The 26,101-nt window shown below is 33.7% G+C and carries 15 protein-coding genes; 5 read left to right on the top strand and 10 right to left on the bottom strand.

The features are described from left to right. The 3 genes from MUN68_RS16210 to MUN68_RS16200 all read left to right on the top strand — a co-directional run bounded on the left by MUN68_RS16210 (window position 1) and on the right by MUN68_RS16200 (window position 3,913). Complete coding sequence (locus MUN68_RS16210; RefSeq protein ID WP_249992995.1) at window positions 1-2,355, top strand: penicillin-binding protein 1A; 2,355 nt, start codon at window positions 1-3, stop codon at window positions 2,353-2,355. A 207-nt stretch (window positions 2,356-2,562) separates the two neighbouring features. Next, window positions 2,563-3,264 (top strand): CoA transferase subunit A, encoded by a 702-nt coding sequence (locus MUN68_RS16205; RefSeq protein WP_249992996.1) that lies wholly within the window; start codon window positions 2,563-2,565, stop codon window positions 3,262-3,264. Window position 3,265: 1 nt separating this feature from the next. Then, complete coding sequence (locus tag MUN68_RS16200) at window positions 3,266-3,913, top strand: 3-oxoacid CoA-transferase subunit B (protein WP_249992997.1); 648 nt, start codon at window positions 3,266-3,268, stop codon at window positions 3,911-3,913. A 400-nt stretch (window positions 3,914-4,313) separates the two neighbouring features. Here MUN68_RS16200 and MUN68_RS16195 read toward each other — a convergent pair whose 3' ends face one another. Continuing rightward, window positions 4,314-6,005, bottom strand: a complete 1,692-nt coding sequence (locus tag MUN68_RS16195) for an ABC transporter ATP-binding protein (protein ID WP_249993000.1) — start codon at window positions 6,003-6,005, stop codon at window positions 4,314-4,316. Between the two features lie 223 nt (window positions 6,006-6,228). Between MUN68_RS16195 and MUN68_RS16190 the strand changes: the two genes are divergently transcribed. Next, window positions 6,229-10,881 (top strand): M14 family zinc carboxypeptidase, encoded by a 4,653-nt coding sequence (locus MUN68_RS16190; RefSeq protein ID WP_249993002.1) that lies wholly within the window; start codon window positions 6,229-6,231, stop codon window positions 10,879-10,881. 261 nt (window positions 10,882-11,142) lie between these two features. Further along, on the top strand, window positions 11,143-17,262 hold the full coding sequence (locus MUN68_RS16185) for an immunoglobulin-like domain-containing protein (RefSeq protein ID WP_249993004.1): 6,120 nt from the start codon (window positions 11,143-11,145) through the stop codon (window positions 17,260-17,262). Between the two features lie 270 nt (window positions 17,263-17,532). Here MUN68_RS16185 and MUN68_RS16180 read toward each other — a convergent pair whose 3' ends face one another. From MUN68_RS16180 to MUN68_RS16140, 9 genes are all read right to left on the bottom strand, one after another. Further along, window positions 17,533-18,075 (bottom strand): DinB family protein, encoded by a 543-nt coding sequence (locus MUN68_RS16180; RefSeq protein ID WP_249993005.1) that lies wholly within the window; start codon window positions 18,073-18,075, stop codon window positions 17,533-17,535. A 105-nt stretch (window positions 18,076-18,180) separates the two neighbouring features. After that, entirely contained in the window at window positions 18,181-18,894 is a 714-nt protein-coding gene (locus MUN68_RS16175; protein WP_249993006.1) for a 3'-5' exonuclease, read from the bottom strand. Window positions 18,895-18,898: 4 nt separating this feature from the next. After that, the gene (locus MUN68_RS16170; RefSeq protein ID WP_249993007.1) at window positions 18,899-19,258 is read right to left on the bottom strand and encodes a hypothetical protein; all 360 of its coding nucleotides are present in this window, start codon (window positions 19,256-19,258) and stop codon (window positions 18,899-18,901) included. Beyond that, on the bottom strand, window positions 19,255-21,669 hold the full coding sequence (locus MUN68_RS16165; RefSeq protein WP_249993008.1) for a penicillin acylase family protein: 2,415 nt from the start codon (window positions 21,667-21,669) through the stop codon (window positions 19,255-19,257). The genes MUN68_RS16170 and MUN68_RS16165 overlap by 4 nt, the downstream gene beginning before the upstream one ends. A 102-nt stretch (window positions 21,670-21,771) precedes the next feature. Continuing rightward, window positions 21,772-22,905: a serine hydrolase domain-containing protein gene (locus MUN68_RS16160; protein WP_249993011.1), complete on the bottom strand. Its 1,134-nt coding sequence runs from the start codon at window positions 22,903-22,905 to the stop codon at window positions 21,772-21,774. A gap of 55 nt (window positions 22,906-22,960) precedes the next feature. Next, a complete protein-coding gene (locus MUN68_RS16155) occupies window positions 22,961-23,434 on the bottom strand; it encodes a methylated-DNA--[protein]-cysteine S-methyltransferase (protein WP_249993013.1) in 474 nt (157 codons plus the stop codon). 2 nt (window positions 23,435-23,436) lie between these two features. Next, window positions 23,437-24,561 (bottom strand): CNNM domain-containing protein, encoded by a 1,125-nt coding sequence (locus MUN68_RS16150; RefSeq protein WP_249993016.1) that lies wholly within the window; start codon window positions 24,559-24,561, stop codon window positions 23,437-23,439. Window positions 24,562-24,591: 30 nt separating this feature from the next. After that, complete coding sequence (gene hemB / locus MUN68_RS16145; RefSeq protein WP_249993945.1) at window positions 24,592-25,581, bottom strand: porphobilinogen synthase; 990 nt, start codon at window positions 25,579-25,581, stop codon at window positions 24,592-24,594. Window positions 25,582-25,708: 127 nt separating this feature from the next. Beyond that, entirely contained in the window at window positions 25,709-26,101 is a 393-nt protein-coding gene (locus MUN68_RS16140) for a YchJ family protein (RefSeq protein ID WP_249993018.1), read from the bottom strand.

Below are 26,101 nucleotides of genomic sequence, written 5' to 3'. Positions count from 1 at the left end.
ATGGCAAAAAAAACAGTAAAAAAGAAATCAGCATCAACTAATGTTGTTGATTTTTCTAAATATGTACGTTGGTTTTGGATGACATTTGCTAGTGGAGTTTTGTTATTCATATTGATGTTCTTGTTAGCGTCTTGGGGTTTTTTAGGCGAAATGCCAGATCATACTATTCTTGAAAATCCTAAAACTCATTTAGCCACTGAAATTATTTCTTCAGATGATAAAACCTTAGGAAAGTTCTATCTTAATGATAATCGTACTCCTGTTGATTACAGTGAATTACCAAAACATTTAGTTGACGCTTTAGTTGCAACAGAAGATATTAGATATTATGATCATTCAGGTATAGATGCCAGAGGAACACTAAGAGCAATCGCTAAATTTGGAGAAGGAGGAGGTGCGAGTACAATTTCACAGCAACTGGCAAAACAATTATTTACTAAGCAAGTTTCTTCAAATAAAATACAACGTGTATTCCAAAAAGTTAGAGAATGGGTGATTGCTATTCGATTGGAACGTCAATACACAAAAGAAGAAATCATTGCGATGTATTTCAATATCTATGATTTTGGAAATAATGCAGATGGAATTAGAAGCGCAGCTCGAATATATTTTGGTAAAGAACCTAAGGAATTAGATATCAAAGAATCGGCAATGTTGGTTGGAATGTTTAAAAACTCGTCTTTGTATAATCCAAGATCTCATCGTAATCCTGAAGGTACAAAAAACAGAAGAAATGTCGTGTTTAGCCAAATGGAAAAATATGAGTTTATTACAGAAATTCAAAAGGATTCACTTCAAAAAACTGAATTAGATTTAAATTATTCACCCGAATCTCATCGAGAAGGAATTGCTACATATTTTAGAGCCTATTTAGATCGTTTTATGAAGGATTGGATTAAAAATAATCCAAAGCCAGATGGAGGAAATTATAGTTTATATAACGACGGACTTAAAATTTACACGACTATAGATTCTAGAATGCAGAAACATGCTGAGGACGCTGTTCAAAGACATATGCCTAGGCTTCAAGCAGAATTTGACCACCAAAACACACCTGATAGAAATAAAACAGCACCTTTTTTAGAACTTGATGAAAGTGAAATAAAAAGCTTGATGAAAACATCGATGAGACGTTCAGAACGTTGGAGGGTTCTAAAAAATAAAGGCAAAACAGAAAAAGAAATAGAAGCTTCATTTGAAAACCCTACGCAAATGTCTGTTTTTGCTTGGAAAGATGGAAAAGCATCAGAAATTGATACCATTATGAAGCCCATCGATTCAATGCGATATTACAAATCATTTTTGCATCCAGGAATGATGTCTATGGATCCACAAACAGGTCATGTTAAGGCCTGGGTTGGAGGAATGAATTATAGACATTTTCAATACGACCATGTTAAGCAAGGAAAACGACAAGTTGGTTCAACCTTTAAGCCATTTGTTTATGCAACTGCTATTGATCAATTACACTTATCTCCTTGTGATACTCTACCAAGACAACAAATAACTATTGAAGCAGATAAATATGGAAACCCAGACCCATGGACAACTAAAAATTCTGATGGTCGTTACGATGGATTTTTAACATTAAAAGATGCACTTGCAAATTCAGTCAATACAATTACTGCTCGATTAATGGATAAGGTTGGTCCGCAACCAGTAATTGATATGGCAAGAAGTTTAGGTGTAGAATCAGATATTCCACCTGTTCCTGCAATTTCATTGGGAACTCCAGATTTAAGCGTTTATGAAATGGTTGCAGCTTATTCGACGTTTGCTAATAAAGGTGTTTATAATAAACCAGTAATGGTGACTCGAATAGAAGATAAAAACGGAACCGTTTTATATCAATTTACTCCAGAAAGTCGTGATGTCTTAAGTGATGAAGTAGCTTACACAACCATTAATTTAATGCAAGGTGTTACAGAGTCTGGCTCTGGAGCTCGACTTCGCCGAACTTGGGGAGCTGATCAAGGTGTTTATAAAGAAATTATAACAGGATATCCTTATGGATTTACAAATCCAATAGCTGGTAAAACTGGAACGACACAAAATCAAAGTGATGGTTGGTTTATGGGAATAGTTCCAAATCTAGTAACTGGTGTTTGGGTTGGTGCAGAAGATAGAGCTGCACATTTTAAAAGTATAACTTATGGTCAAGGAGCAGCTATGGCTCTGCCAATTTGGGCGTTGTATATGAAAGATTGCTATGCTGATTCAGAATTAAATATATCTAAAGGTAATTTTGAAAAACCTCAAGAACTTTCAATAGAAGTCGATTGTGATAAATTAAAAGATGTCACATCTGATGAAAAAGATCCAGCTGATGATTTAAAAGACGTTTTAGATTTTTAATAATTAGCTACTCTTTATTATGTAAAAAATCAAAAGCCATTCATTTTAGAATGGCTTTTTTTATAATTGTGTTGTCATTCAGAGCAAAGCGAAGAATCTTTCACTTTTATATAATAAATGGAGATTATTCAGTTATCCGATAACTATCGGAACTCCTTCTAAATGATAAATATATTTTGTAATTTTCCAATGCTAAAATATAGACAAATGATTAATAAAAAAGTAGCCAATGTTTCCGAAGCCTTAGTTGGAGTCAAGGATAATATGACCTTTATGTTTGGTGGATTTGGCTTATCAGGAATACCCGAGAATGCAATAGCAAAACTAGTGCAAATCGGAGTTAAAGGACTAAAATGTATTTCTAATAATGCTGGTGTTGATGACTTTGGTTTAGGCCTATTACTACAAGGCAAACAAATAGATAAAATGACGTCATCCTATGTTGGTGAGAATGATGAATTTGAAAGACAAATGCTATCTGGTGAATTAGAAGTTGAATTGATACCACAAGGGACTTTAGCTGAACGTTGTAGAGCAGCTCAAGCCGGTTTTCCAGCAATTTATACACCAGCTGGCTACGGAACTGAAGTTGCTGAAGGAAAAGAAACTAGAGAGTTTAACGGAAAAATGTATGTGTTAGAACATGCGTTTGATGCTGATTTCGGTTTTATAAAAGCTTGGAAAGGTGATGCAGCTGGTAACTTAATTTTTAAAGGAACTGCACGTAATTTTAATCCAAACATGTGTGGTGCTGCAAAGATTACTGTAGCCGAAGTTGAAGAATTAGTGCCAGTTGGAGAATTAGATCCAAATCAAATTCATATACCAGGTATTTTTGTTCAACGTATTTTTAAAGGTGAGCATTATGAGAAAAGAATTGAACAAAGAACTGTAAGACAAAGAGATTAATATGTTGGATAAAAACGGAATCGCAAAGCGTATAGCAAAAGAAGTCCAAAATGGCTATTATGTTAACTTAGGTATAGGTATACCAACTTTGGTGGCTAATTATGTGAGAGAAGATATTGAAGTAGAGTTTCAAAGTGAAAATGGCGTATTAGGAATGGGACCTTTTCCTTTTGAAGGCGAAGAGGATGCAGATATTATTAATGCAGGAAAGCAAACCATTACTACAATGCCTGGAGCAAGTTTTTTTGATTCAGCTTTAAGTTTTTCTATGATACGAGGAAAGCATGTTGACTTAACAATATTGGGCGCTATGGAAGTCTCAGAAAATGGAGATATTGCGAATTGGAAAATCCCAGGAAAAATGGTTAAAGGCATGGGAGGAGCAATGGATCTAGTCGCAAGTGCAGAAAATATTATTGTAGCGATGATGCATACCAATAGAGCTGGACAATCTAAATTATTAAAAGCATGTTCTTTACCCTTAACAGGTGTAGGATGTGTGAAAAAAGTGGTTACTAATTTAGCTGTTATGGAAGTTACAGGTAAAGGATTTAAACTTTTAGAACGAGCTCCAGGAGTTTCAGTTGACGATATTAAAAATGCAACTGAAGGAACCTTAATAATTGAAGGCGATATTCCTGAAATGTAAATCTGATACCAATTAGTTTAGAAATCATATAAACCACTTTTTTAGTGGTTTTTTTATGTTTTAAAATTAATATCAATAAAGAGAAATCATTTATATTTGTAAGAATACACTTATATAATGTTAAAATTTAATGTATTTTATCGATTAATTATGTATTTTAACTGATAAAATAAAAATAGGCTTCATATTGCAGAACCAAATCGAAATAAATAATTAACCAAATTTACCATAAACTTAACTTTATGATTTGCCCCAAAACTATCATGAACTTTAACCTATGAACTTTTTTGCCCCAAATTTACTTAAACCTACAAATTCTGAAAATAAGGTAAAACTTAATTTTAGAAACACATTAAGATTATTCAAAAATATCTTAACCTTAACTAAAAAAATATTCATGCTATAATCCTTTTGGAATAGCATGAATAAGTTTTTTGGTGTATTCTTTTTTTGGACTGTCGTAGATGATGTCTGCATCATCCATTTCTTCAATTTGACCTTTATTCATAACTATTAGTTGATCAGACATATATTTCACCACAGCAAGATCGTGTGAGATGAATATGTATGTAAATCCGAAATTATCTTTAAGGTCATTAAGTAAATTTAATACTTGAGCTTGAACAGAAATATCTAAAGCAGAAACCGACTCATCACAAATAATTAGTTTAGGTTTTACTGCAATGGCTCTTGCAATTCCTATTCTTTGGCGTTGACCACCAGAAAATTCATGTGGATACCGATTAAAATAACTATCATCTAAACCTACTTTTAATAATAAGTCTAATACTTTTTCTTTTCTATCAGAATCTGATGTTCCTATACCATGAACTCTCATTGGTTCCATAATGGCTTTTCCTACTGGAACTCTAGGGTTTAATGAAGCATAAGGATCCTGAAATATAATTTGAATATCTTTTCTAAGATGGCGTACTTGATTTGTATTTAGTTTCGTAATATCAATTCCATCATATAGTATTTGTCCAGCTGTTGATTTATCTAGTAATAGAATTGCATTTGCTAAGGTAGATTTTCCACATCCAGATTCACCAACTAATCCTAATGTTTCACCTTTGTAAAGCTTGAAACTCACTTGGTTTACTGCTTTAAAAGACTCTGTTTTACCAAACCAACCTGATTTTGAGATGTATTCTTTTTCAAGATTTATGACCTCTAATAATGGTTGTGAATTGTATAATATTTTATGAGCAGCTTTACGTTGTGATAAACTAATTGCTTCAGAAACAGAATTACCATTCATAAAATCTTTTATAGTTGGCAAGCGTTTTAAACGAATTTCTATTGAAGGTTTTGAGCTTAGTAACGCTTTTGTATAAGTGTGTTGAGGTTTATGAAATATATCTGATACGTTTCCTTGTTCAACGATCGTACCTTGATACATGACTAAAACACGATCTGCAATTTCAGAAACCAAAGCTAAATCATGAGAAATAAATAAAACACTCATGTTTTCTTCTGTTTGTAATTGTTTTAAAAGTTCAATAATATCTTTTTGAACAGTTACATCTAATGCTGTTGTTGGTTCATCAGCAATTAAAAGCTTTGGTTTACATGCTATAGCCATGGCAATCATTACCCGTTGTTTTTGTCCACCAGAAATTTCATGAGGATAGGCCTTGTAGATACGATCAGGCAATGGCAGTTTTACTTTTTCAAAAAGCAATATGGTTTCAGTTTTAGCTTCAGGTTTCGATAATTTGGTATGCTGAAGTAGAATCTCAATAACCTGTTTTCCACATGTCATTGATGGGTTTAAAGAACTCATTGGTTCTTGGAAAATCATTGCAATATCATTTCCTCTAATCTTTTGAAATTCTTTTGTAGATAATGTCGTTAAATCTTGGTCGCTAAAATTAATGGTTCCGTTTGTGATTTTTGAAATTTTCTTTGGAAGTAATCCTAAAACAGCTAATGATGATACCGATTTACCAGAACCGGATTCGCCTACAATACCAAGAATTTCATTGGTATTTAATTGATATGTAATATCATGAATGATTTCAGTCTCTTTTTTTTTATTGAAAAATGAGATTGAAAGATTATTTACTTCCAGTAAGATGGTTTTTGGCATATGTAAAAATAAACAATTTTAAATACCATAATTATATTAAAAACATTCCTTTTTTATTGTTCTAAATTGAATTACCACACCCAAAACTGAAAAAGCACCAGATATTAAGTAGCTTAAAATTCAAGCAATATGTCTTTTGTCGATTTTATCAGCGTTTTACGGATAAAAATTCATCAAGATGTTATATATTAGCTTAAACAAAATTTATCGAAATCCCAACTAAATGAAAAAAATCACGCTAATTTTAGCCGCTTTTTTGATGTTTTTACTAAATGTGAACGCACAAAATTCAGAAAAAGAAAAAGCCGAAAATTATCTAGCTAAACAAGGTGAACTTACCTTTACATTTCAAATAGAAAATGGTAATGATTTAGAAAGATTAACTAGAGATATGTCTCTTATTAATTACGATCCTAGTACTAAAATGGTTAAAGCTTGGGCAAATGAAACCCAGTTTCGAAGATTTGAAACGAGTAATATCCCTTACAATGTACCAAAAAACGAAAATGAAGTTGATGAATCTGTTATATATGATGTAAGACCTTTAGCTTATAGATCAGCGGCAGCCACACTTACATTTCCTGTAAACTCTTACCCAACTTATGCTGAATATGCACAACAAATGCAAGATTTTGAAGATGATTATCCTGCTTTAGTAGAAAAAAGTAGTATTGGATTTACTGGACAAGGAGATAAAGAATTATTATTCGTGAAAATTTCTGATAATGTGTCTATGGATGAGAAAGAACCTAAACTCATGCTAACATCTTCGATGCATGGTGATGAAATTGCAGGCTATCCAATGATGTTATCGTTAATAGATTATATTCTTACAGTTTATAGTAATACAGGACATGCTGATCATGCTAGAGTTAAAAATTTAGTTGAAAACACAGAACTTTGGATTAATCCAAGCGCGAATCCAGATGGTACTTATCATAATAGTGCTACAAATACTTCGGTAGTAAATTCAAGACGAGGAAATGGGAATAATATAGATTTAAATAGAAATTATCCAGATAATGTTGCAGGACCTCATGACGATGGAAATGCATATCAAACTGAAACAATAGCATTTATGAATTTTGCAGATGCGCATGATTTTGTGTTATCTTCAAATTTTCATGGAGGTACAGAATTAGTTAATTACCCCTTTGATAATGCGTATTCAGCTCAACACGTTCATGCAGACAATGATTGGTTTGAGCATATTGGTGTAGAATATGCTACACATTGCCAAACTGATGCAAATGCTGGCGGAAGTTCTGCGCCTACTTACACTAATAAAGCTTCATATATGACAGATGATGATGATTGGGATGAGAACGCTGGAAATCAAGCTTGGCATAATGATTATGCTCAAAGCCCTGGTGTAACTCATGGTGCTGAATGGTATCGTGTTTATGGTGGACGTCAAGATTATATGAATTTTTATCAACAATGCAGAGAAATCACTATAGAATTATCTGATGTAAAAATTTTACCTGAAAGCTCATTAGTCGATTATTGGTATTATAATAGAGATGCATTATTAGACTTTCTAACACAAGGAACTTATGGTTTTAGGGGAGAAGTTGTAGATGTAAACACAACTAATCCAATAGAAGATGTAAAAGTGACTATCGTTAGTCATGATGCTTATGGCTCTGAAGTATATACAGATACAGGCGGAGATTACTATCGACCAATTAAAGCAGGCACATATGATTTATTATTTGAAGCACCATGTTACCAACCTATAACGGTTACTGCTCAAACCATAACAGATGGTAATACAGTAGTTTTATCAGACGTACAATTAGCACCTTTAGCGTCTGTGCCAACAGGACTTGGAACCACGAACGTTAGTACAACTTCAGCAACTTTAAATTGGGATGTAATATCTGGAATGACATACGGTTTACGATATAGAGAAGTTGGAACGCCTTCTTGGACAACAACTACAGTTGCAGTTGCGACTTTTCAATTAACAGGTTTAACAGCATTAACGCAATACGAATTTCAAGTAAGGAGCGATTGTGGAAGCTTTAATTCTGCTTATAGTAGTTCTGAGTTATTTACAACCACAGGCGTGGTTGCATGTGCTGGGACATTGATATCGTCTTATCCATATTTAGAAACGTTTGATTCTGGACTCGGAGATTGGATACAAAATTCAGGTGATGATGGTGATTGGTCTTTAGATGCAAATGGAACTCAATCAACAGGGACAGGTCCTTCAGATGACATTACTGGTAGTGGCAATTATTTATATACTGAAGCATCAACTTCTGGTTTAGATGCTAATGCCACTGTACTTTTAACAAGTCCATGTTATGATCTTACAAGTTTACCTGATGGTTATTTTTCTTTTTACTATCACATGTTAGGTGATAATGTAGGAACATTAAATTTAGAAGTTACATCAGATAATGGAGACAATTGGGTAAATATATTTACTGAATCAGGTAGTCTTGGTGATGTTTGGAATTTTGAAAATATCGATTTAAGTGGTTACTATGGACAAGTTGTGAAATTTAGATTTACAGGTATAACAGGTGATGGTTGGAGTAGTGATATTGCTATTGACCATATTGGACTAGGCGGTCCAATACCAGATACAGAAGTTCCAGTAATCACATTGAATGGCGCATCTACAATCGATTTAAATGTAGGATCAACATATGTCGAATTAGGCGCAACGGCAACAGATAATGTTGATGGCGACCTTACGTCAAGTATTATAATAGGAGGAGATACTGTTAACCCAAATGTTATAGGTGTTTATGTAGTAACCTACAATGTAAGTGATGCAGCAAGTAATGCAGCTGTAGAGGTTACCCGAACAGTCAATATAGTTCAAGGCATCTATTGTGATTCTTCAGGAACGACACAGTATGAAACTGGAGTGACACGCGTGCTCTTTGGAACAATAGATAATAGTGATGGTTCTCCAAAAGATATAGGTTATGAAGACTTTACAAATATAAGTACAGATGTTACACAAGGGACAAATGTAGACCTCACTGTTCAGGTAGATACAGATGGAGACTATACGGTTCATGCTTTTGTATGGATTGATTGGAATCAAAATTCAGATTTTGATGACCCAGGAGAAGAATATGATTTAGGAGATATAACTGATGTCGAAGATGGAGCCTTACCTACCTTAGTGATTACCATTCCTGAAAGTTTTAATTTCGGTAATACAAGAATGAGGGTTTCTGCTCAGTACGATGCTAATCCAACATCTTGTCTAGAAAATTTTGATGGTGAGGTTGAAGATTATACAGTTAATGTCAAATATGATGGATTATTGTATTCTGGAGGTACTTGGGATCCAAGCGCACCAGATGGGACAACAACATCAGATAATGTACTCATATTAGATGGCATCTATGATGTTAATAGCGCAGATATTAGTATAAATGACTTAATAGTTAATTCAAGTGCAACCATTACAATTGATAAAGCCTTTAATGCAACAATTGCAGGAAACATAGATGTTATGAATAACGGCGAATTCATTTTAAATTCAGATTCGAATGAGTTTTCAAGTTTAATTGTAGATGGTACTGTTACAGGAGATGTAAAGTACAATCGTCATGTGACATCAAATGCAGGAGGAAATGATTTAATATCTCCACCAGTCAGTGGAGAATCGTTTACAAGCTTTATTTCTAATAACTCGAATATATTTGCAAACTCAGGACAAACATTGTATTTATTTGGACCTTTCGAAAAGCCTCTGAATGATTATGGACTTTTCTCAAGTGCTGAAACAACAACTTTAGATGTCGCTAAGGGGTATCGCGCTGCATCTACTGATGATGGTACATTTACATTTAAGGGTGTTGTGACCACAGGATCATTAAATGTACCTATTATAAAAACAGGAACAGATTTTGCAAAGTGGAATCTAGTAGGTAATCCATATACATCTTATATAAAATTAGCAGATTTTTTAACAGCTAATCTAAACGAGCTAGATCCTAATACTGTTGCAGTATATGGCTATGATGCTGATTTAACTTATGGAACCGAATGGACGATCTGGAATATGGCGTATTCAGATAACAATCCTGGGAGTTTAATTGCACCAGGTCAAGGATTCTTTGTGTCTTCAAAAGATGGAGGCTCTAATGTTATATTTAACCCCTCAATGCAAACTATTGGAACGTCAGATGATTTTATAATAGGAAGAAATACGAATCTTGCTCATTTTGTAATTACTATGAGTAAACCAGGTAGAGCCTATAATACAGATATTTACTTTAAGGACAATACTACTTTAGGTTTAAACATTGGTTATGATGCAGAATTATTTACTGAAGAGCCTTCGTCTTTTTCGATTTACTCTGAACTCACTGAAGATGGTCAAGACTTAAACATGGCAATTCAAACTATTGGATTCAATGATGTAAATGGAAGTACTGTTATTCCTGTAGGGATTAATCTTTTACAAGGGGAACAAGTGACGATAAGTATGGAAACTTCTGAAATGAATTATGACGTTTATTTTGAAGACATATTTACAAACACAACAATACTTTTAAACACGTCTGATTATAACTTAACAGCAAACACAGATTTATTAGGAACAGGGCGTTTTTATATCAGATTTGAACCCGAAACGTTATCTGTTGTTGATTCTGACCTTAATGATATACAAATTTACAACAACTCTGATTTAAAACAGATTATTGTAAATGGTCAATTAACAAAAGATACATCGTTTGTATTATACGATATTCAAGGAAGAGAAATTATAAGAACCAATCTAGATACTACTAATATAGTAAATACAATAGATGCTTCAAACTGTTCAAATGGTGTTTATGTAGTTCAGCTCACAAATAAATTAGGTACAATAAGTAAAAAGCTTATAATTAAATAAATTTATAAATCACATAAATAAAAAAAGCCCAGATTAAAAATCTGGGCTTTTTTGTATTGAATTATAAAACTTATATAAAAGGGTTTGTGTTAATGTAATTTTTAATTGTAGTGTTTTTCGTTAAAATTGATGCGGAAAAACCGCAATTTTATTATTTATGATGCAAACTTATTAACAATTATCTTGTTTCTTTATGAAAAATGCTAATTTGAATCCGGAATTTTTCCCACTATTAAATTAATCTAAATAACCCTCAAAACAATGAAAATTAAATTACTCCTACTCATCTTTTTGATGAGTACAAGCTTTGCAATGTCACAAAGCAAAAAGATTTGGCAAAAACAAACAATTAACATTAATCAACGCGTAAAACCAAGCAAACAAGATCTTCCAAGAACTCAAATATTTGCTTTAAATACCGAAAGTTTAAGACAAACTTTATCAAAAGCACCTCAAAGAGGTAAACTTACAAAAGGTTCTAATTTGGTATTGTCATTTCCAAATGCAGAAGGTGAATTTGAACGCTTTAAAGTTTTTGAAGCTTCTGTAATGGATACTGAATTATCAGCAAGATATCCAGAAATTAAATCATATGCTGGCCAAGGTATAGATGATCCTACAGCTGTTATTCGATTTAGTGTCACACCATTAGGCTTTCAGAGTATAAGATTTTCAGCTAATAAACCAGCTTCTTTTATAGAAGCTGTTACAGATGATGCTACTATGTATTCCGTTTTTACTAGAGCTAACAAGATTAATATGAATGATGATTTTGAATGCTCTGTAACAGAAAGCATGAATAGATCTATGAATCCTGATAGTGGTATGTATATGAGAAATGCTGATGATAGCATTTTGAGAACATATAGATTGGCAGTTTCAACAACAGGAGAATACACATCTTATCATGGTGGCACAAAAGCATTAGCATTAGCTGCTGTAGTTCAGACTATGACTAGAGTAAACGGAATATTTGAAACTGATTTTAGTGTTAATATGGTTTTAATTAATAATACTGATGATGTTATTTATACAAATTCCAGTAACGACCCTTATACAGGGTCTTATAATTCACAACTTCAATCAACATTAACAAGTGTGATTGGCGAATCAAATTATGATATAGGACATTTATTTGTTAATGATTCTAATAATGGTAATGCAGGTTGTATAGGTTGTGTATGTGTGAATAACCAAAAAGGAAGCGGATTTACATCATCAACAGTTCCAGAAGGTGAGTTTTTTGATGTAGATTATGTAGCTCATGAAATGGGACATCAATTTGGCGCTAACCATACTTGGACGTTTAATGGAAATGAAGGCACAAATGTTCAAGTTGAACCAGGAAGTGGAACTACAATTATGAGTTATGCAGGAATTACTGGAGCTACAGATGTACAAGCAAATGTAACTCCAAATTTCCATGCAGTATCTATAGAACAAGTCACAGATTATGTGAAAAGTACAAGTTGTCAAACCAATACAAATACTGGGAATGCTGTTCCTGTCGTTAATGCAGGTTCTAATTATACAATTCCTAATGGGACTGCTTTTGTTTTAGATGGCTCTGCTACAGACGCAGATACATCAGCAAACGCTTTGACATATTGTTGGGAACAGATGGATGAAAATAATGCATCTTCAACTTATCCAAGTACAACAGCAACAACAGGTGTGGCTTTTAGAGCATATGAACCAACAACGGATACAAATCGTTATTTCCCAAGATTATCAACTATTAAGACAGGAGCTACATCATGGCAATGGGAAGCTGTTCCTAATGTAGCAAGATCGCTTAACTTCAGATTAACTGTTAGAGATAATGTTGCTGGAGGTGGAACAAACAGCAGTGACGATATGATTGTTACAGTAAATGGAACTGCTGGCCCTTTTGTAGTTAATGCACCAAATTCAAATGTTACTTGGAATGCTGGAACAACTCAAGCTGTAACTTGGGATGTTGCAGGTACTACTGGAAATGGAGTTAATGCAGCCAATGTAGATATTTTCTTATCAACTGATGGAGGAGATACTTATCCAATTTCATTAGCCTCGGGAGTACCAAATGACGGTTCACATGATATAGTTGTTCCTAATAACCAAGGAAATCAAAATAGAATCATGGTTAGAGGTGCTAATAACATTTTCTTTGATATTTCTAATACCAATTTTACTATTGGAGTTCCTGTTATTTGTAATGCTGATGTTCCAACTGGATTAGCAGCCTCAAATGTATTATCAACATCAGCAACATTAAGTTGGGATGCAGTTCCTGGTGCAACTTACGATTTAAGACACAGAGAAGTTGGAGCGTCTACTTGGACGACTACTGCTATTAGTGGAATTTCGTCAAATGTTTCAGGATTAACAGTTTTAACTCAGTATGAAGCTCAAGTAAGGAGCAAATGTTCTGGAGGAAGTAATTCAACATACAGCAGTTTAATAAACTTCACAACTACTGATGTTCAGTTAGATTATTGTGATTCAGCGAGTACCAATATAAATGATGAATTTATAGGTAGAGTACAATTATATACGATTGATAATGCATCAGGTGGTCAATTTTATTCTGACTTTACTAGTATTTCGACAACTCTAACTAAAGATACACAATACACAATCGCAGTAACACCAACATGGACAGGAACTGTTTATAGTGAAGGATATGCTGTTTGGATTGATTATAACTTAGATGGAGATTTTGATGATGCAGGAGAGCAAGTTTGGTCTCAAGCCGCTACACAAAACACACCTGTAAGTGGGAGTTTTACAATTCCTTCAGGTGCTGTAGAAAATTCAACTCGAATGAGAGTATCAATGAAGTATAATGGAATTCCTACGGCTTGTGAATCGTTTCAGTATGGAGAAGTTGAAGATTATACAGTAATCATTGAAGGTTCTGGTCCAGATATCGAAGCTCCAGTGATTACGCTAAATGGCGCTTCCACAGTAAACTTAAATGTTGGTGAAACGTATTCAGAATTAGGAGCAACCGCAACTGATAATGTAGATGGTAATCTTACATCAAGCATAATAATTGGTGGAGATACAGTTAATACAAGTGCTGGTGGAACGTATGTAGTAACGTATAATGTTTCTGATGCAGCTGGTAATAGCGCTATCGAAGTGATTAGAACTGTAAATGTGATTCCTGATACAACAGCTCCTGTAATTTCCCTTATAGGCTCTGCAAATATTAGCTTACAACTTGGCGATTCTTATTCAGATCAAGGCGCAACAGCTTTAGATAATATTGATGGTGATTTAACATCTAGTATTGTCGTTGGAGGTGATACTGTAAATACGAATTCAGTTGGTGCATATACAATTACATATAACGTAAGTGATGCGGCTGGAAATGTAGCTGTTGAAGTCACTAGAACTGTTACTGTTAATCCTGACACAATTGCTCCAGTAATCACTTTAATTGGAGCGTCAACAATTAACTTAAATATTGGTGATGTGTATAATGAACAAGGTGCGACAGCAACAGATAATTTAGATGGAAATTTAACATCTAGTATAGTAATTACAGGAGCAGTTAACACTGCTTCTGCAGGAACTTATTTTGTAAACTACAACGTTAGTGATTCCTCAGGTAATGCTGCAAATCAAGTCACAAGAACAGTAGTTGTTAGTGCAGATACCACACCTCCAGTGATTGTTTTAGTTGGTGCTTCTACAATTAATTTAAATGTTGGAGATGCTTATAATGAGCAAGGTGCAACAGCAACAGATAATTTAGATGGAAATTTAACGTCTAGTATAGTAATTACAGGAACAGTTAACACTGCTTCTGCAGGAACATATTTTGTAAACTATAACGTTAGTGATTCCTCAGGTAATGCTGCCAATCAAGTCATAAGAACAGTGGTTGTTAGTGCTGACACAACAGCTCCTGTAATTACTTTGAATGGAGCCTCAACAATTAATTTAAACGTTGGAGATACTTATAATGAGCAAGGTGCAACTGCAACAGATAATATAGATGGAAACTTAACGTCTAGTATTATCATTGCAGGAACTGTTAATACAGCTTCTGTTGGATCTTATAACGTAACATATAATGTGTCTGATGCTGCTGGTAATGCAGCTACAGAAATAGTAAGAACCGTAAATGTTTCAACTGTTCAGTTAACGTATTGTGATGCTGCAAGTACAAATACAAATGATGAGTACATAAGCAGAGTGCAATTAAATACAATTGATAATAGTTCTGGGCCACAGTTTTATTCAGATTTCACAAATATCTCTACAGCTTTAACTAAGGATGAACAATACACAATTACTGTAACACCAACTTGGACAGGCACAGTTTATAACGAAGCTTATGGCGTTTGGATCGATTATAACCATGATGGTGATTTTACTGATGCAGGTGAAGAGGTCTTTTCGCAAAGCGCTACTCAGACAACACCTGTAAGTGGAAGCTTTACAATTCCTTCAGGTGCCGATGAAACGTCAACACGAATGAGAGTTATTATGCGCTATAACCAAGTTCCTGGACCTTGTGATAGTTTTACATATGGAGAAGTGGAAGATTATTCTGTAGTTATCGAAGGTTCTGGTCCAGATACAACAGCTCCTGTAATTACACGTAATGGATCTGCTAATATTAGCTTAGAATTAGGTGCTTCTTATTCAGATCAAGGCGCAACGGCTTCTGATAATGTTGATGGTAATTTAACATCTAGTATCATCGTTGGAGGAGATACTGTTAATACTAATGTCGTTGGAGTATATACAATCACCTATAATGTAAGTGATGCAGCTGGAAATGCAGCAGTTGAAGTTACTAGAACTGTTACTGTTAATCCAGACACTACTGCTCCTGTAATTACTTTAATTGGAGCTTCTACAATGAATTTAAATGTTGGAGATGCATATAATGAACAAGGCGCAACTGCTACTGATAATTTAGATGGAAATTTAACGTCAAGTATTGTCATTGCTGGAACAGTTAATACTTCTAGTGCTGGATCTTATAATGTAACGTATAATGTAAGTGATGCAGCTGGAAATGTCGCTAACGAAGTGATAAGAACAGTAAATGTTTCTGAACCTTCAACAGGATGTTCAGGTGGTATTTCAACGTTCCCTTATAGTGAAGGTTTTGAAAACACACTTGGAGATTGGTTGCAATCTAATGCAGATGATATAAATTGGACAATTGATGCAAATGGAACACCTTCAAGTAACACAGGACCATCAAGTGCTTCCGAAGGGTCTTATTATCTATTCGTTGAAGCATCAGGAACAGCTGGATATCCAACAAAACAAGCGATCTTAAATTCACCTTGTTTCAATTTAACTACTTTATCTGAAGCAATGTTTACATTTAAATACCATCAGTATGGCTCTGCAGATATGGGAACTCTAGATTTAGAAGTTAGTAATGATGATGGAGCAAGTTGGTCAACAATTTGGAACAGTTCAGGAAATCTAGGCAATTCATGGCAAACAGCTAATGTAAACCTTAATGCTTATGTTGGTGGAAGTATTCAATTACGATTTAATAGAGTTACAGGAAATACTTGGCAAGCTGATATTGCAATTGATGATGTGAGTTTAACTGAAGGTGAAGTAGTTGCCTCAGGTTGTTCAGGTGGTATAACATCTTATCCATATACTGAAGGTTTTGAGAGCTCATTTGGAGCATGGACGCAATCTACTGCAGACGATTTAAATTGGACAAGAGATGCAAACGGAACGCCTTCGAGTAACACAGGACCTTCAAGTGCAACTGAAGGTAGTTTCTATGCTTTTGTTGAAGCATCTGGAAATAATACTGGATATCCAACAAAACAAGCGATTCTAAATTCACCTTGTTTTGATTTAAGCGCACAAACGTCGGCTACATTTAGTTTCGATTATCACCAATATGGAGCCGCTAATATGGGAACTTTAGATGTAGAAGCTAGTAATGATGATGGTGCTAGTTGGTCATCAATTTGGAATAGCTCTGGAAACCTTGGTAACTCATGGCAATCGGCTAGTGTAAATCTATCAGCTTATGTTGGTGGAAGCGTGCAATTACGTTTTAATAGAGTAACGGGTAATACTTGGCAAGCAGATGTTGCAATAGATAACATTAACCTTTCTACTGGAGTTACGGCTAAAGGAGAAGTGATCGTTGATTCTTCTATTGATACAATCAAGGACATCAAATTATATCCTAATCCGGTAAAAGGAAATCAATTACATGTCGCTACTACTTATTCTAATGTGACTTTTGAAATATACAATGCGATTGGTCAAATCGTATCAAAAGGACAGCTTAAAGGCAATACAATTGATGTAAGTAATTTAGATGGCGCAATCTACCAGATTAAATTTACGACAGAAGGTGAGTCTTTAATTAAACGTTTTATTAAACAGTAACAATTAACTAACTACTAATTGAAAAGTCCAGATGTCATGTCTGGGCTTTTTTTATTTGGGCAAATTTCTAGAAAAATTAGAAACCAGGCTTTCACTACTCAATCTTTTTTTGAAAATAAAAAAAGGATTTCAAACAGACCGTTCAATCCTTTTTGCGTGTCTACATATGAATAATCTCGTTATTATAAAACAATTCATCGTCTTTAGCATTACAAGCATAATAATTACTAATTTTCGACTTACTACAAAATTCAGTTCATTTCGTTTTAGTTATTGAAATAGAACATATCTAGGTGGCACTAATCCGTTTAGTCTTAAATACACAAGCATTTGTCCTCTGTGATGCGTAATGTGGTCGGCTAGTAAAGAAAAAATTTGTCTCTTTGATCTAGTCAACCCGAAGTAATCTAACTCGTCATTTAATTCAGTAGTATCAAAGTCTTTGATTAAGTTGATCGCCTCATCGAATGTTTTGTCAATTGTAGCAATCATTTCTTTTTTTGATTTATCAGCAACTTTATAGATGGTATCCGTTTTCCACTCTCTAGATTCTCGACCTCCTAATAATGACTGACTATGCCAATCTATCGCAAAACCGATATGTAACAAGTTTTGAGCAAAGGTCAAAGATTCTGGAGTGGCTCCAAAGTTATAGTTATCCTCAGGCATCATTTCTGCTACAAGAATTAAATATTTTCGTGAATTTTCTAATCGTTCTAAATAGTCTTCTATAAACTTATCTTGTTGAGCAAATAGAGGTGAAGAAACCGTACTGTATATTATAATGGTAATTAAAGCGAGTATGTGTTTCATAGTAATTAAATTAAGCTTGTAATTTAGCAAATAAAAACCGAATAGGAAATCTGTTAGAATTTGTAAGTAATTTAGAGACAGTAAATTACTTGTAATTAATACATTTTAAATATGAATAATCTCATTATCATGCAGTAGTTCGTCACCTCGTAATCTTAAAAATATTTGTGCAACTGCAATGGTATCTTTTTCACAATAGGTAACAATTCTATCGATGTTATTTTCTTTATAATACACGCCAAATACTTCGCTACCATCAATATCATCTTTAGGCGAAGGAATGCCTAAAACATTCGTTAGTAATTTTAAAGATGTATAGGTTTTATAATCACCAAACTTCCATAATTCTAAGGTGTCTAGATGAGGTACTTCCCAAGGTTTTTTTCCGAAGAGGTTCAATTTATAAGGCAATTCTATATTGTGAATAATCATTCGTCTTGCGATATATGGAAAATCAAATTCTTTCCCATTATGAGCGCAAAGTAAATGTTTGGTCTGACTGAAATGTGAGATTAAAAGGTTTTTAAAATCCTTCAATATTTTAATTTCATCGCCATAAAATGAAGTTACTCTAAACGTTCTTACATCACCTTGGTACGTAAAATAGCCAACTGAAATACATACAATTTTTCCAAACTCAGCCCAAATTCCTGCGCGATCATAAAACTCTTCAGCAGTAAATTCATCACGTCTTTGGTATTGTGATTTAGCTTCCCAAAGCTGTTGTTTGGTATCGTCTAAATCTGAAAAATGTTCAGTCTCAGGAACTGTTTCAATGTCTAAAAACAAAATATTCGCTAAGTTGAGTTTAGAAATCATCGTATTAAGCTTTAGTTTTTAATAAAGTAGCACATTGTTTGCCGAAAATTGCAGCTATTCCAGCAGCTAATCCACCAATAATTCCAGTCACCAAAATCAAGATATAAGGATTCCCCTGAAATGGTAATAAAACAGCTATTTTTTTAGAAAGTGTAAAGTCATTACTACTACTCAACCAAAACGCATAAACGATCCAAAACACTGCAATCGCTAAAAAAGGAATATAAAATACAGCACTCTTTTTTAAAGCAAATATAATAGCTGTTAAAAAGCTAGCGAGCATTACAGACCACCAAGGTAAAAATTGAGATAGTATTAGGGCAATGATTATTGTGGCTATAAAATTGATTAAATTCTTTTTCATTGTTTTGGTGTTAATGTTTGTGTAGAAGTAACGCCTTCAGTTGTATTTTCGTCTTGCATAAATAATAAATCATAATAATTTCCAGCTGCCCAATCGTTAATAAAATTATCGTAGTACACACTTCCTGGATTACCTGATTGTCCACCTGGATAAATTCCTACTGCTTTTGGAGGTGAAGACATTTCAACAATCATTCGCCATGAAGGACCATGATTAACACCTGATGCATTTACAGTATGACGATCGCCTCCAACCGGAATGTCAAATCTAGAAAAAGCAGGCAATGATTGCAAAAGGTGACCAACATATGCGCCTTTATAATGCCTCCATTCATAATCGCCATTTTCAGTTTTCCATTCGTTTAATTCTTTGGCAGCGGCTTTAAATGATAGACTAAATAAATCTATGGCAGTTTCCTTTTCTGGAGTATCTATTATATCCATAAAAGGGTCATTAGGATGAGTCTTCAACATGTAAATAGTTTGATACATAAAAGGCGCTGTTAACGCTTCACCTTTTGCATCAAATTCATCCCAAGTCATTCGATATAAATGTTTAATCCATGTTGACCAAATACTTGGGCCAACATTATCTAGACTTGTATTAAAATTCCATTGTCTCACATGATTTAATAACAATTGTTCATCTTTAGTTAATGCAGGAGTTTCCATATGACTTAACATAAATGGAATGAGTTCTTTTGCTTTTAAATTATAATTATTGTTTTGAAGGTTTTTAAAATCTTGAATATTAACGGTTTCCCTTACTCTTAAATAATTATTAATTACTCGATTTCTATAGGTTTCATAGCCATCATTAAATACATAAAAAGGATAAGTTTCATCAACAGGATGTTGGTTTGCTGAACTCACAAAACCGCGTTCTGGATTTTTAATATGAGGATTAAACTCTTTCGGAATAAAACTTTGCCAATCATGTTCTGGATCGCTTCCATCTAGCAAAAACTTTCCTTGACCTTCCCATTTATTTGCAAACTCACCTTGAACCCATAATGCAATATCGCCTTGAGTTGATGCAAAAGCAAAATTTTGAGCAGGTGCAACATGATTTGAAATGGCATCTAAATAGTCGTCATAGTTTTTGCCTTTATTGAGTTTTAAAAACAGTTCTGTAAAGTTGTGTCCTTTATGACCAGCCCATTTCATCGCAAACCCCTTTTTCTCATCATCACTTTTAAATGTATGATCGTAACTTACAGGTCCATGATGCGTATAAATTACTGAATCTATATATGTTTCTTTACCTCTAATTTTTATTTCTTCGAGTCTAACTGATGTTTTTTTCCAACCGTTATCATATTTATAAGCTTGCTTGCTTTTATCTTGAAACTCTATTTTATACCAATCTTTAACATCTCTTGTCGCATTTGTAACTCCCCAAGAAATATCATTATTAAACCCAATTATAACTCCTAAAGCTCCTGGAAGTGTTGCCCCAAATACATTTTGATTTGGAGAATTCAATTGCATGACAAACCAAATAGCAGGAAGTTTTAATCCTAAATGAGGATCGTTTGCTAGAATTGCATTTCCTGTAGATGATTTTTGTGGACTTACAGCCCAATTATTACTTCCATTATTTGGGTGAGGTTTTACCATTGTTTCTGAAATAGAATCTAATGGCAATTCGCTTAATGGAGTTTCAGTCTGTTCAACATCAATAAAACTCCAATCTTGTTCTTTTGGAATTACTGGTTCATTGACATCAAAGAAGTCAGGGAATAATAAATTGAAACGCTCTTCACCAAACTTTCTGAGCATATTAGTATATTCTAAATCATAATCTTTTCCACAGAGCATGTCAGTCATATACATTAATAGATGCATAGTTTTATCAATGTTCCAAGCTTCTGGTTTATAGCCTAATAATTTATATTCAACAGGATAGTCTTTTGGTTTAAGCTGACTAATATAAGCATTGACTCCATCGCTATAGGCTTCCAGATATTTAAGAGATTCAGGATCATTTTTAATTACCTCTAAACTGTTTTCAGCACCAAAAAGCATTCCTTTTCTGCGTTGCGCTCTATCAAATTCGAGGCCTTTTTCTCCAATAATTTCTGAAATTCGTCCAGCAGCAGCAAAGGTCTGAAACTCCATTTGCCAAAAACGATGTTTGGCAGTTATATAACCTTGTGCTTTATATAAATCATAATCATTTTTAGCAAAGACATGTGGAATGAGTTGAGCATCGTAATGTACTGTAACTTCGTTTTCTAAACCATCGATAGAAACAATACCAGAAGTTGCATCATCGGTTTCATTTTGCCAAATACCTTCGGTTGGCGCTAAAAATTTCCCTAAAGGCGGAAGGTCACCAAGTTTTGTGTTTAATACATAAAAGATTGCTATTGTAGCTAAAAGCGATAAAACGAGTTTAATGTACTTCATAGGTGAATAAGTATTCAGCACTAAAGATACAAAAATATAGAATATATTCTACAAAATTTCTATTTTGTGCTATATGATTAGAATTATTTATATATAGAATTGCTATTTGTTTAGCATTTCATAAGCTTCTTCAATGTAAATTGAAACATCATCAGTGTAAGTTTCTAAAGGATTTTCAGGCCCTTTTGAATGTCCTAATCTGACAATAATAACATTATCTTTAGGTTGTACAATGACGTATTGACCTAGATGACCTTGCATCATAAAGAATTGTTTTCCTAAATGTTCTTTTAGCCACCAACCATAGCCGTATTCTGGACTTTCAGGAAAACGTGGCACTATAGATTTTGCGACAAAAGCAGAATCTAAAATTTGTTGTCCATTCCATTTTCCATGGTCTTTATAAAGCTTACCAAAACGAGCAAAATCTTTAGCGTTGCTACCAATACAACAAAATGCTTTGGCAAGTCTATTGTCTTCATCATCTAATTGCCATATGGCATTATCTGACGAGCCTAGAGGTTTCCAGAAACTTTCAGATAAATAATTTGATAAGGTTTTACCAGATGCTTTTTCAATAACCATTCCTAATAATTGAGTGCTTCCGCTTAAGTATTCAAATTCTACACCTGGCGTTTTAACAACTTTCTGATTTAAAATAGTTTCAGATAAATCATCATCATAATTTGCTCTGGCTGTAACAGAAAACGGACTTGTATAATGTTCAACCCAATCTAAGCCTGAAGCCATAGATGATAAATCTCCAACTGTAGTTTTAGCATAACTGTATTCTGGATAAAAATCACTTACTGGTTGATCTAAACTTTTAATATAGCCATCCATAATTGCTTTTCCTAATAAACCTGAAACATAACTTTTTGCCATTGAAAACGAATTTGTTTTCGAATTTTCGTCAAAACCATCATAATACTCTTCAAACCAAATACTATCATTTTTTATGATGACATAAGCTACTGTTCCCCAATTTTTATTTGCTCTTTTTAAGATTTTTGTGGGTTCAACCGAATTAAAATCTTTATGCTTTGCCCAAGCCTCAATTTTATCCCCTTTTTCAATGATATCGTTTTCAAAATAAGGGAAATCGTCAATAAAAGCTGAATTGTGACCAGTGAAATAGACAACACGAACACCTCTTAAAATATATCCATAGTCAAAAACATACAATAAAAGGACTACTGCAGTAATTGTTATAAGTGTCCATTTTAAATTTTTCATTAAAATTCAAGTTGTTTAATTGTTCTATAATTTTTTAGAAGCAGCAATTTGTACCTTAAAATAAGCGTTGTTGTTTGTAAGGGCTTTCATGTTCTAAGAGCCATTGTTTTCGGTGTAAACCACCAGCATATCCAGTTAAACTACCATCACTTCCAATAACACGATGACACGGAATAATAATCCATAACGGATTTTTACCATTAGCATTAGCGACTGCTCTAATGGCTTTTATGTCACCAAGCTGTCTTGATAATTCTAAGTAGGAAAATGTTTTTCCATAAGGAATTTGCTCTAATTGTTTCCAAACTTTATTCTGAAATTCTGTGCCTTGCGGATTTAAGTTAAGGTCAAACTTAGTTCGAGTGCCTTCAAAATATTCTTGAAGCTGAATGACACAATCTTCAAGTTCTATAGGTATAATGTCTGTTATACTTTCTTCTGAATTAAGGACTATCACTTCTGAAATACCATTTGCATCACCAACAATTTTGGTATAACCTAAAGGTGAAGACATAATACAAGTTTCCATTGCTATTCGTTCTCTTCTGAAGGCTTATCATCAAGGATGCCTAATTTTTTTGCTCTAGTTTCCCAACTTTTTCTAGCCATATGCTGAAGGTCAGATACATTATCACTTTCGTCCATAATTTCAAGACCAAGAAGTGTTTCAATCACATCTTCCATAGTAACCAAACCGCTTACAGAGCCATATTCATCTACAACTATAGCCATATGGTTTCTGCTTTCAACTAATTTCTCAAACAGCTTAGGAATAGGTAATTCTCTAGAAACAACAATAATATTTCGTTTCAATTCTGAAAGTTTTTTAGAACCGTTATTTAAAGCCATTTCTTTAAAGACTTCACCTTTTAAAACAAGTCCTTTAATGTTATCAGGATCATCAGCAAAAACAGGAATTCTAGAAAACCTAAGGTTCATGTTTTTGTTGAAAAAGTCTTCAACAGTTGTTTTTTCATCTTCAGATTTCATAACCGTTCTAGGTGTCATGACGTCCTTAGCAAAAACCTCTTTAAAGGTTAATAAATTTTTTATAATTTTACTTTCATTCTCTTGAAAAACACCTTCTTCATGAGCCATATCTGCCATGACTAAAAACCCTTCTCTACTTAAAATACTTCCATGACCTTTGCCTCCTATTAGTTTTGTAGTGAGTTGTAAAAGCCAAAGAATACCAGTCCATCTTAAAGGAAAAATTAAAACATGTAATGCTTTGGTTGTAAAATTTGCAAGTTGTTTCCAGTAGGTAGCACCAATAGTTTTTGGAATAATTTCTGAAGCCACAAGAATTAAAATAGTCATAATTGTAGATACCACACCAACCATTAAATCTTCGGTAAACGTTATGCCTAAAACACTTCTAGTTGTAGAACCATAAAGTTCTATGTAAGCCACTTTTGCTTGTACACCAACTAAAATTGCACCAACAGTATGTGCTATTGTGTTTAAAGTTAAAATGGCAATAAGCGGACGATCGACATCTTTTTTGAGCACTTCTAAATCTTCAGCATAAGCTTTGCCTTCACTCTTTTTTAAATTAATAAAAGTTGGTGTTACACTTAGAAGAACAGCTTCTAAAATAGAACAGAGAAAGGAAAAGAAAATGGAAATTATAGCATAAAATATCAGTAATCCCATGGATAGTTTTTAGTTTTAATTGTTGCGAATTTACGATAATAATTTTACAACATCTTTAGCGAAATAAGAAGCAATCACATCTGCTCCAGCCCGTTTTATTGCAATTATTTGCTCCATCATAACTGCATCATGGTCTAACCAACCTTTTTCGGCAGCTGCTTTAAGCATAGCATATTCACCTGAAACTTGATACACAGCAACAGGAACATCGACTTCATTTTTAATCTCGCGAACAATATCTAAATAACATAAACCTGGTTTTACCATCACGATATCTGCGCCTTCATCAATATCCATTTCGGTTTCTCTTATGGCTTCAAAACGGTTCCCGAAATCCATTTGATATGTTTTTTTATCCTTCGGAACATCTTTAAGTTCTGCAGGAGCAGAATCTAAAGCATCACGAAAAGGACCATAAAAAGCTGATGCATATTTGGCAGAATAACTCATGATACCAGTGTCTGTAAACCCGTCGTCCTCTAAAGCTTCACGAATTGATAAAATTCTACCATCCATCATATCACTTGGAGCAACGAAATCGGCTCCAGCTTGCACATGAGATAAGCTCATTTCGGCTAACACATCTACTGTGTCATCATTGATAATTTTTCCGTTTTGAATAATGCCATCATGACCATACGATGAATATGGATCTAGTGCAACATCTGTCATTACTAACATTCCAGGACAAACATTCTTCACAGTTTTGATGGCGCGTTGCATCAATCCGTTTGGATTTATAGCTTCAGTGCCTTTATTATCTTTAAGATTGTCTGGCACTTTTACGAATAGTAAAACTGATTTTAAACCCAATTTCCAGAGTTCTTTTACTTCGTGTTCTAATAAATCTAAGCTGAAACGGTAATAATTTGGCATAGATGCAATTTCTTGTTTGATGCCTTTTCCTTCCACAACAAAAAGCGGGACAAGGAAATCGTTTGGTGTAATTATAGTTTCACGAACTAAGCTTCTAATCGCTTCGTTGGTTCTTAATCTTCGGTTTCTTCTTAGTGGATACATAGATTTTATTTTAATATACCTACAAGGTCTTCGAGACCTTGTAGGTGTTATTTCGTTGTTAGTTTTTACGTTTAACTTATTGGATGTTGCAATAGTTCCATTAATTTTCTTTGTGACTTCTAATGTTTTATATTTTTTTGGCATAACCTAAGTAATACCATTTGTTGTTTTCTTTTATAAAAGCAGATTTTTCATGAATAACATCGATGGATTTGTTGTCATAAAAATAAGCATTAAACGTTACTGTTCCTTTATCATCATTTTCTAAACCATTAGCTGTTTCAAGAATTTCTAGTTTGATCCAATCTACAGATTTCGCCCATTTTACAATCGCTTTTTTTTCTGTTATAGGTCTTGTAGAGTTGTGATGTGTTTGCATTAAATAATCACCATTGGCTAATACAAACGCACTATATCTTGATCGCATTAATTGTTGAGCGGTTTCTGTTTTTCCATTGTTTGAATGAAAGACTTCACAGCAGTTATTATAGGTTTTGTTATTTCCGCAGTAGCATTTCAT

The organism is Psychroserpens ponticola (assembly GCF_023556315.2).
GTDB lineage: Bacteria > Bacteroidota > Bacteroidia > Flavobacteriales > Flavobacteriaceae > Psychroserpens > Psychroserpens ponticola.
Note: the sequence above shows the minus strand (reverse complement) of the source record. Positions and strands in the feature narration are given on the sequence as shown.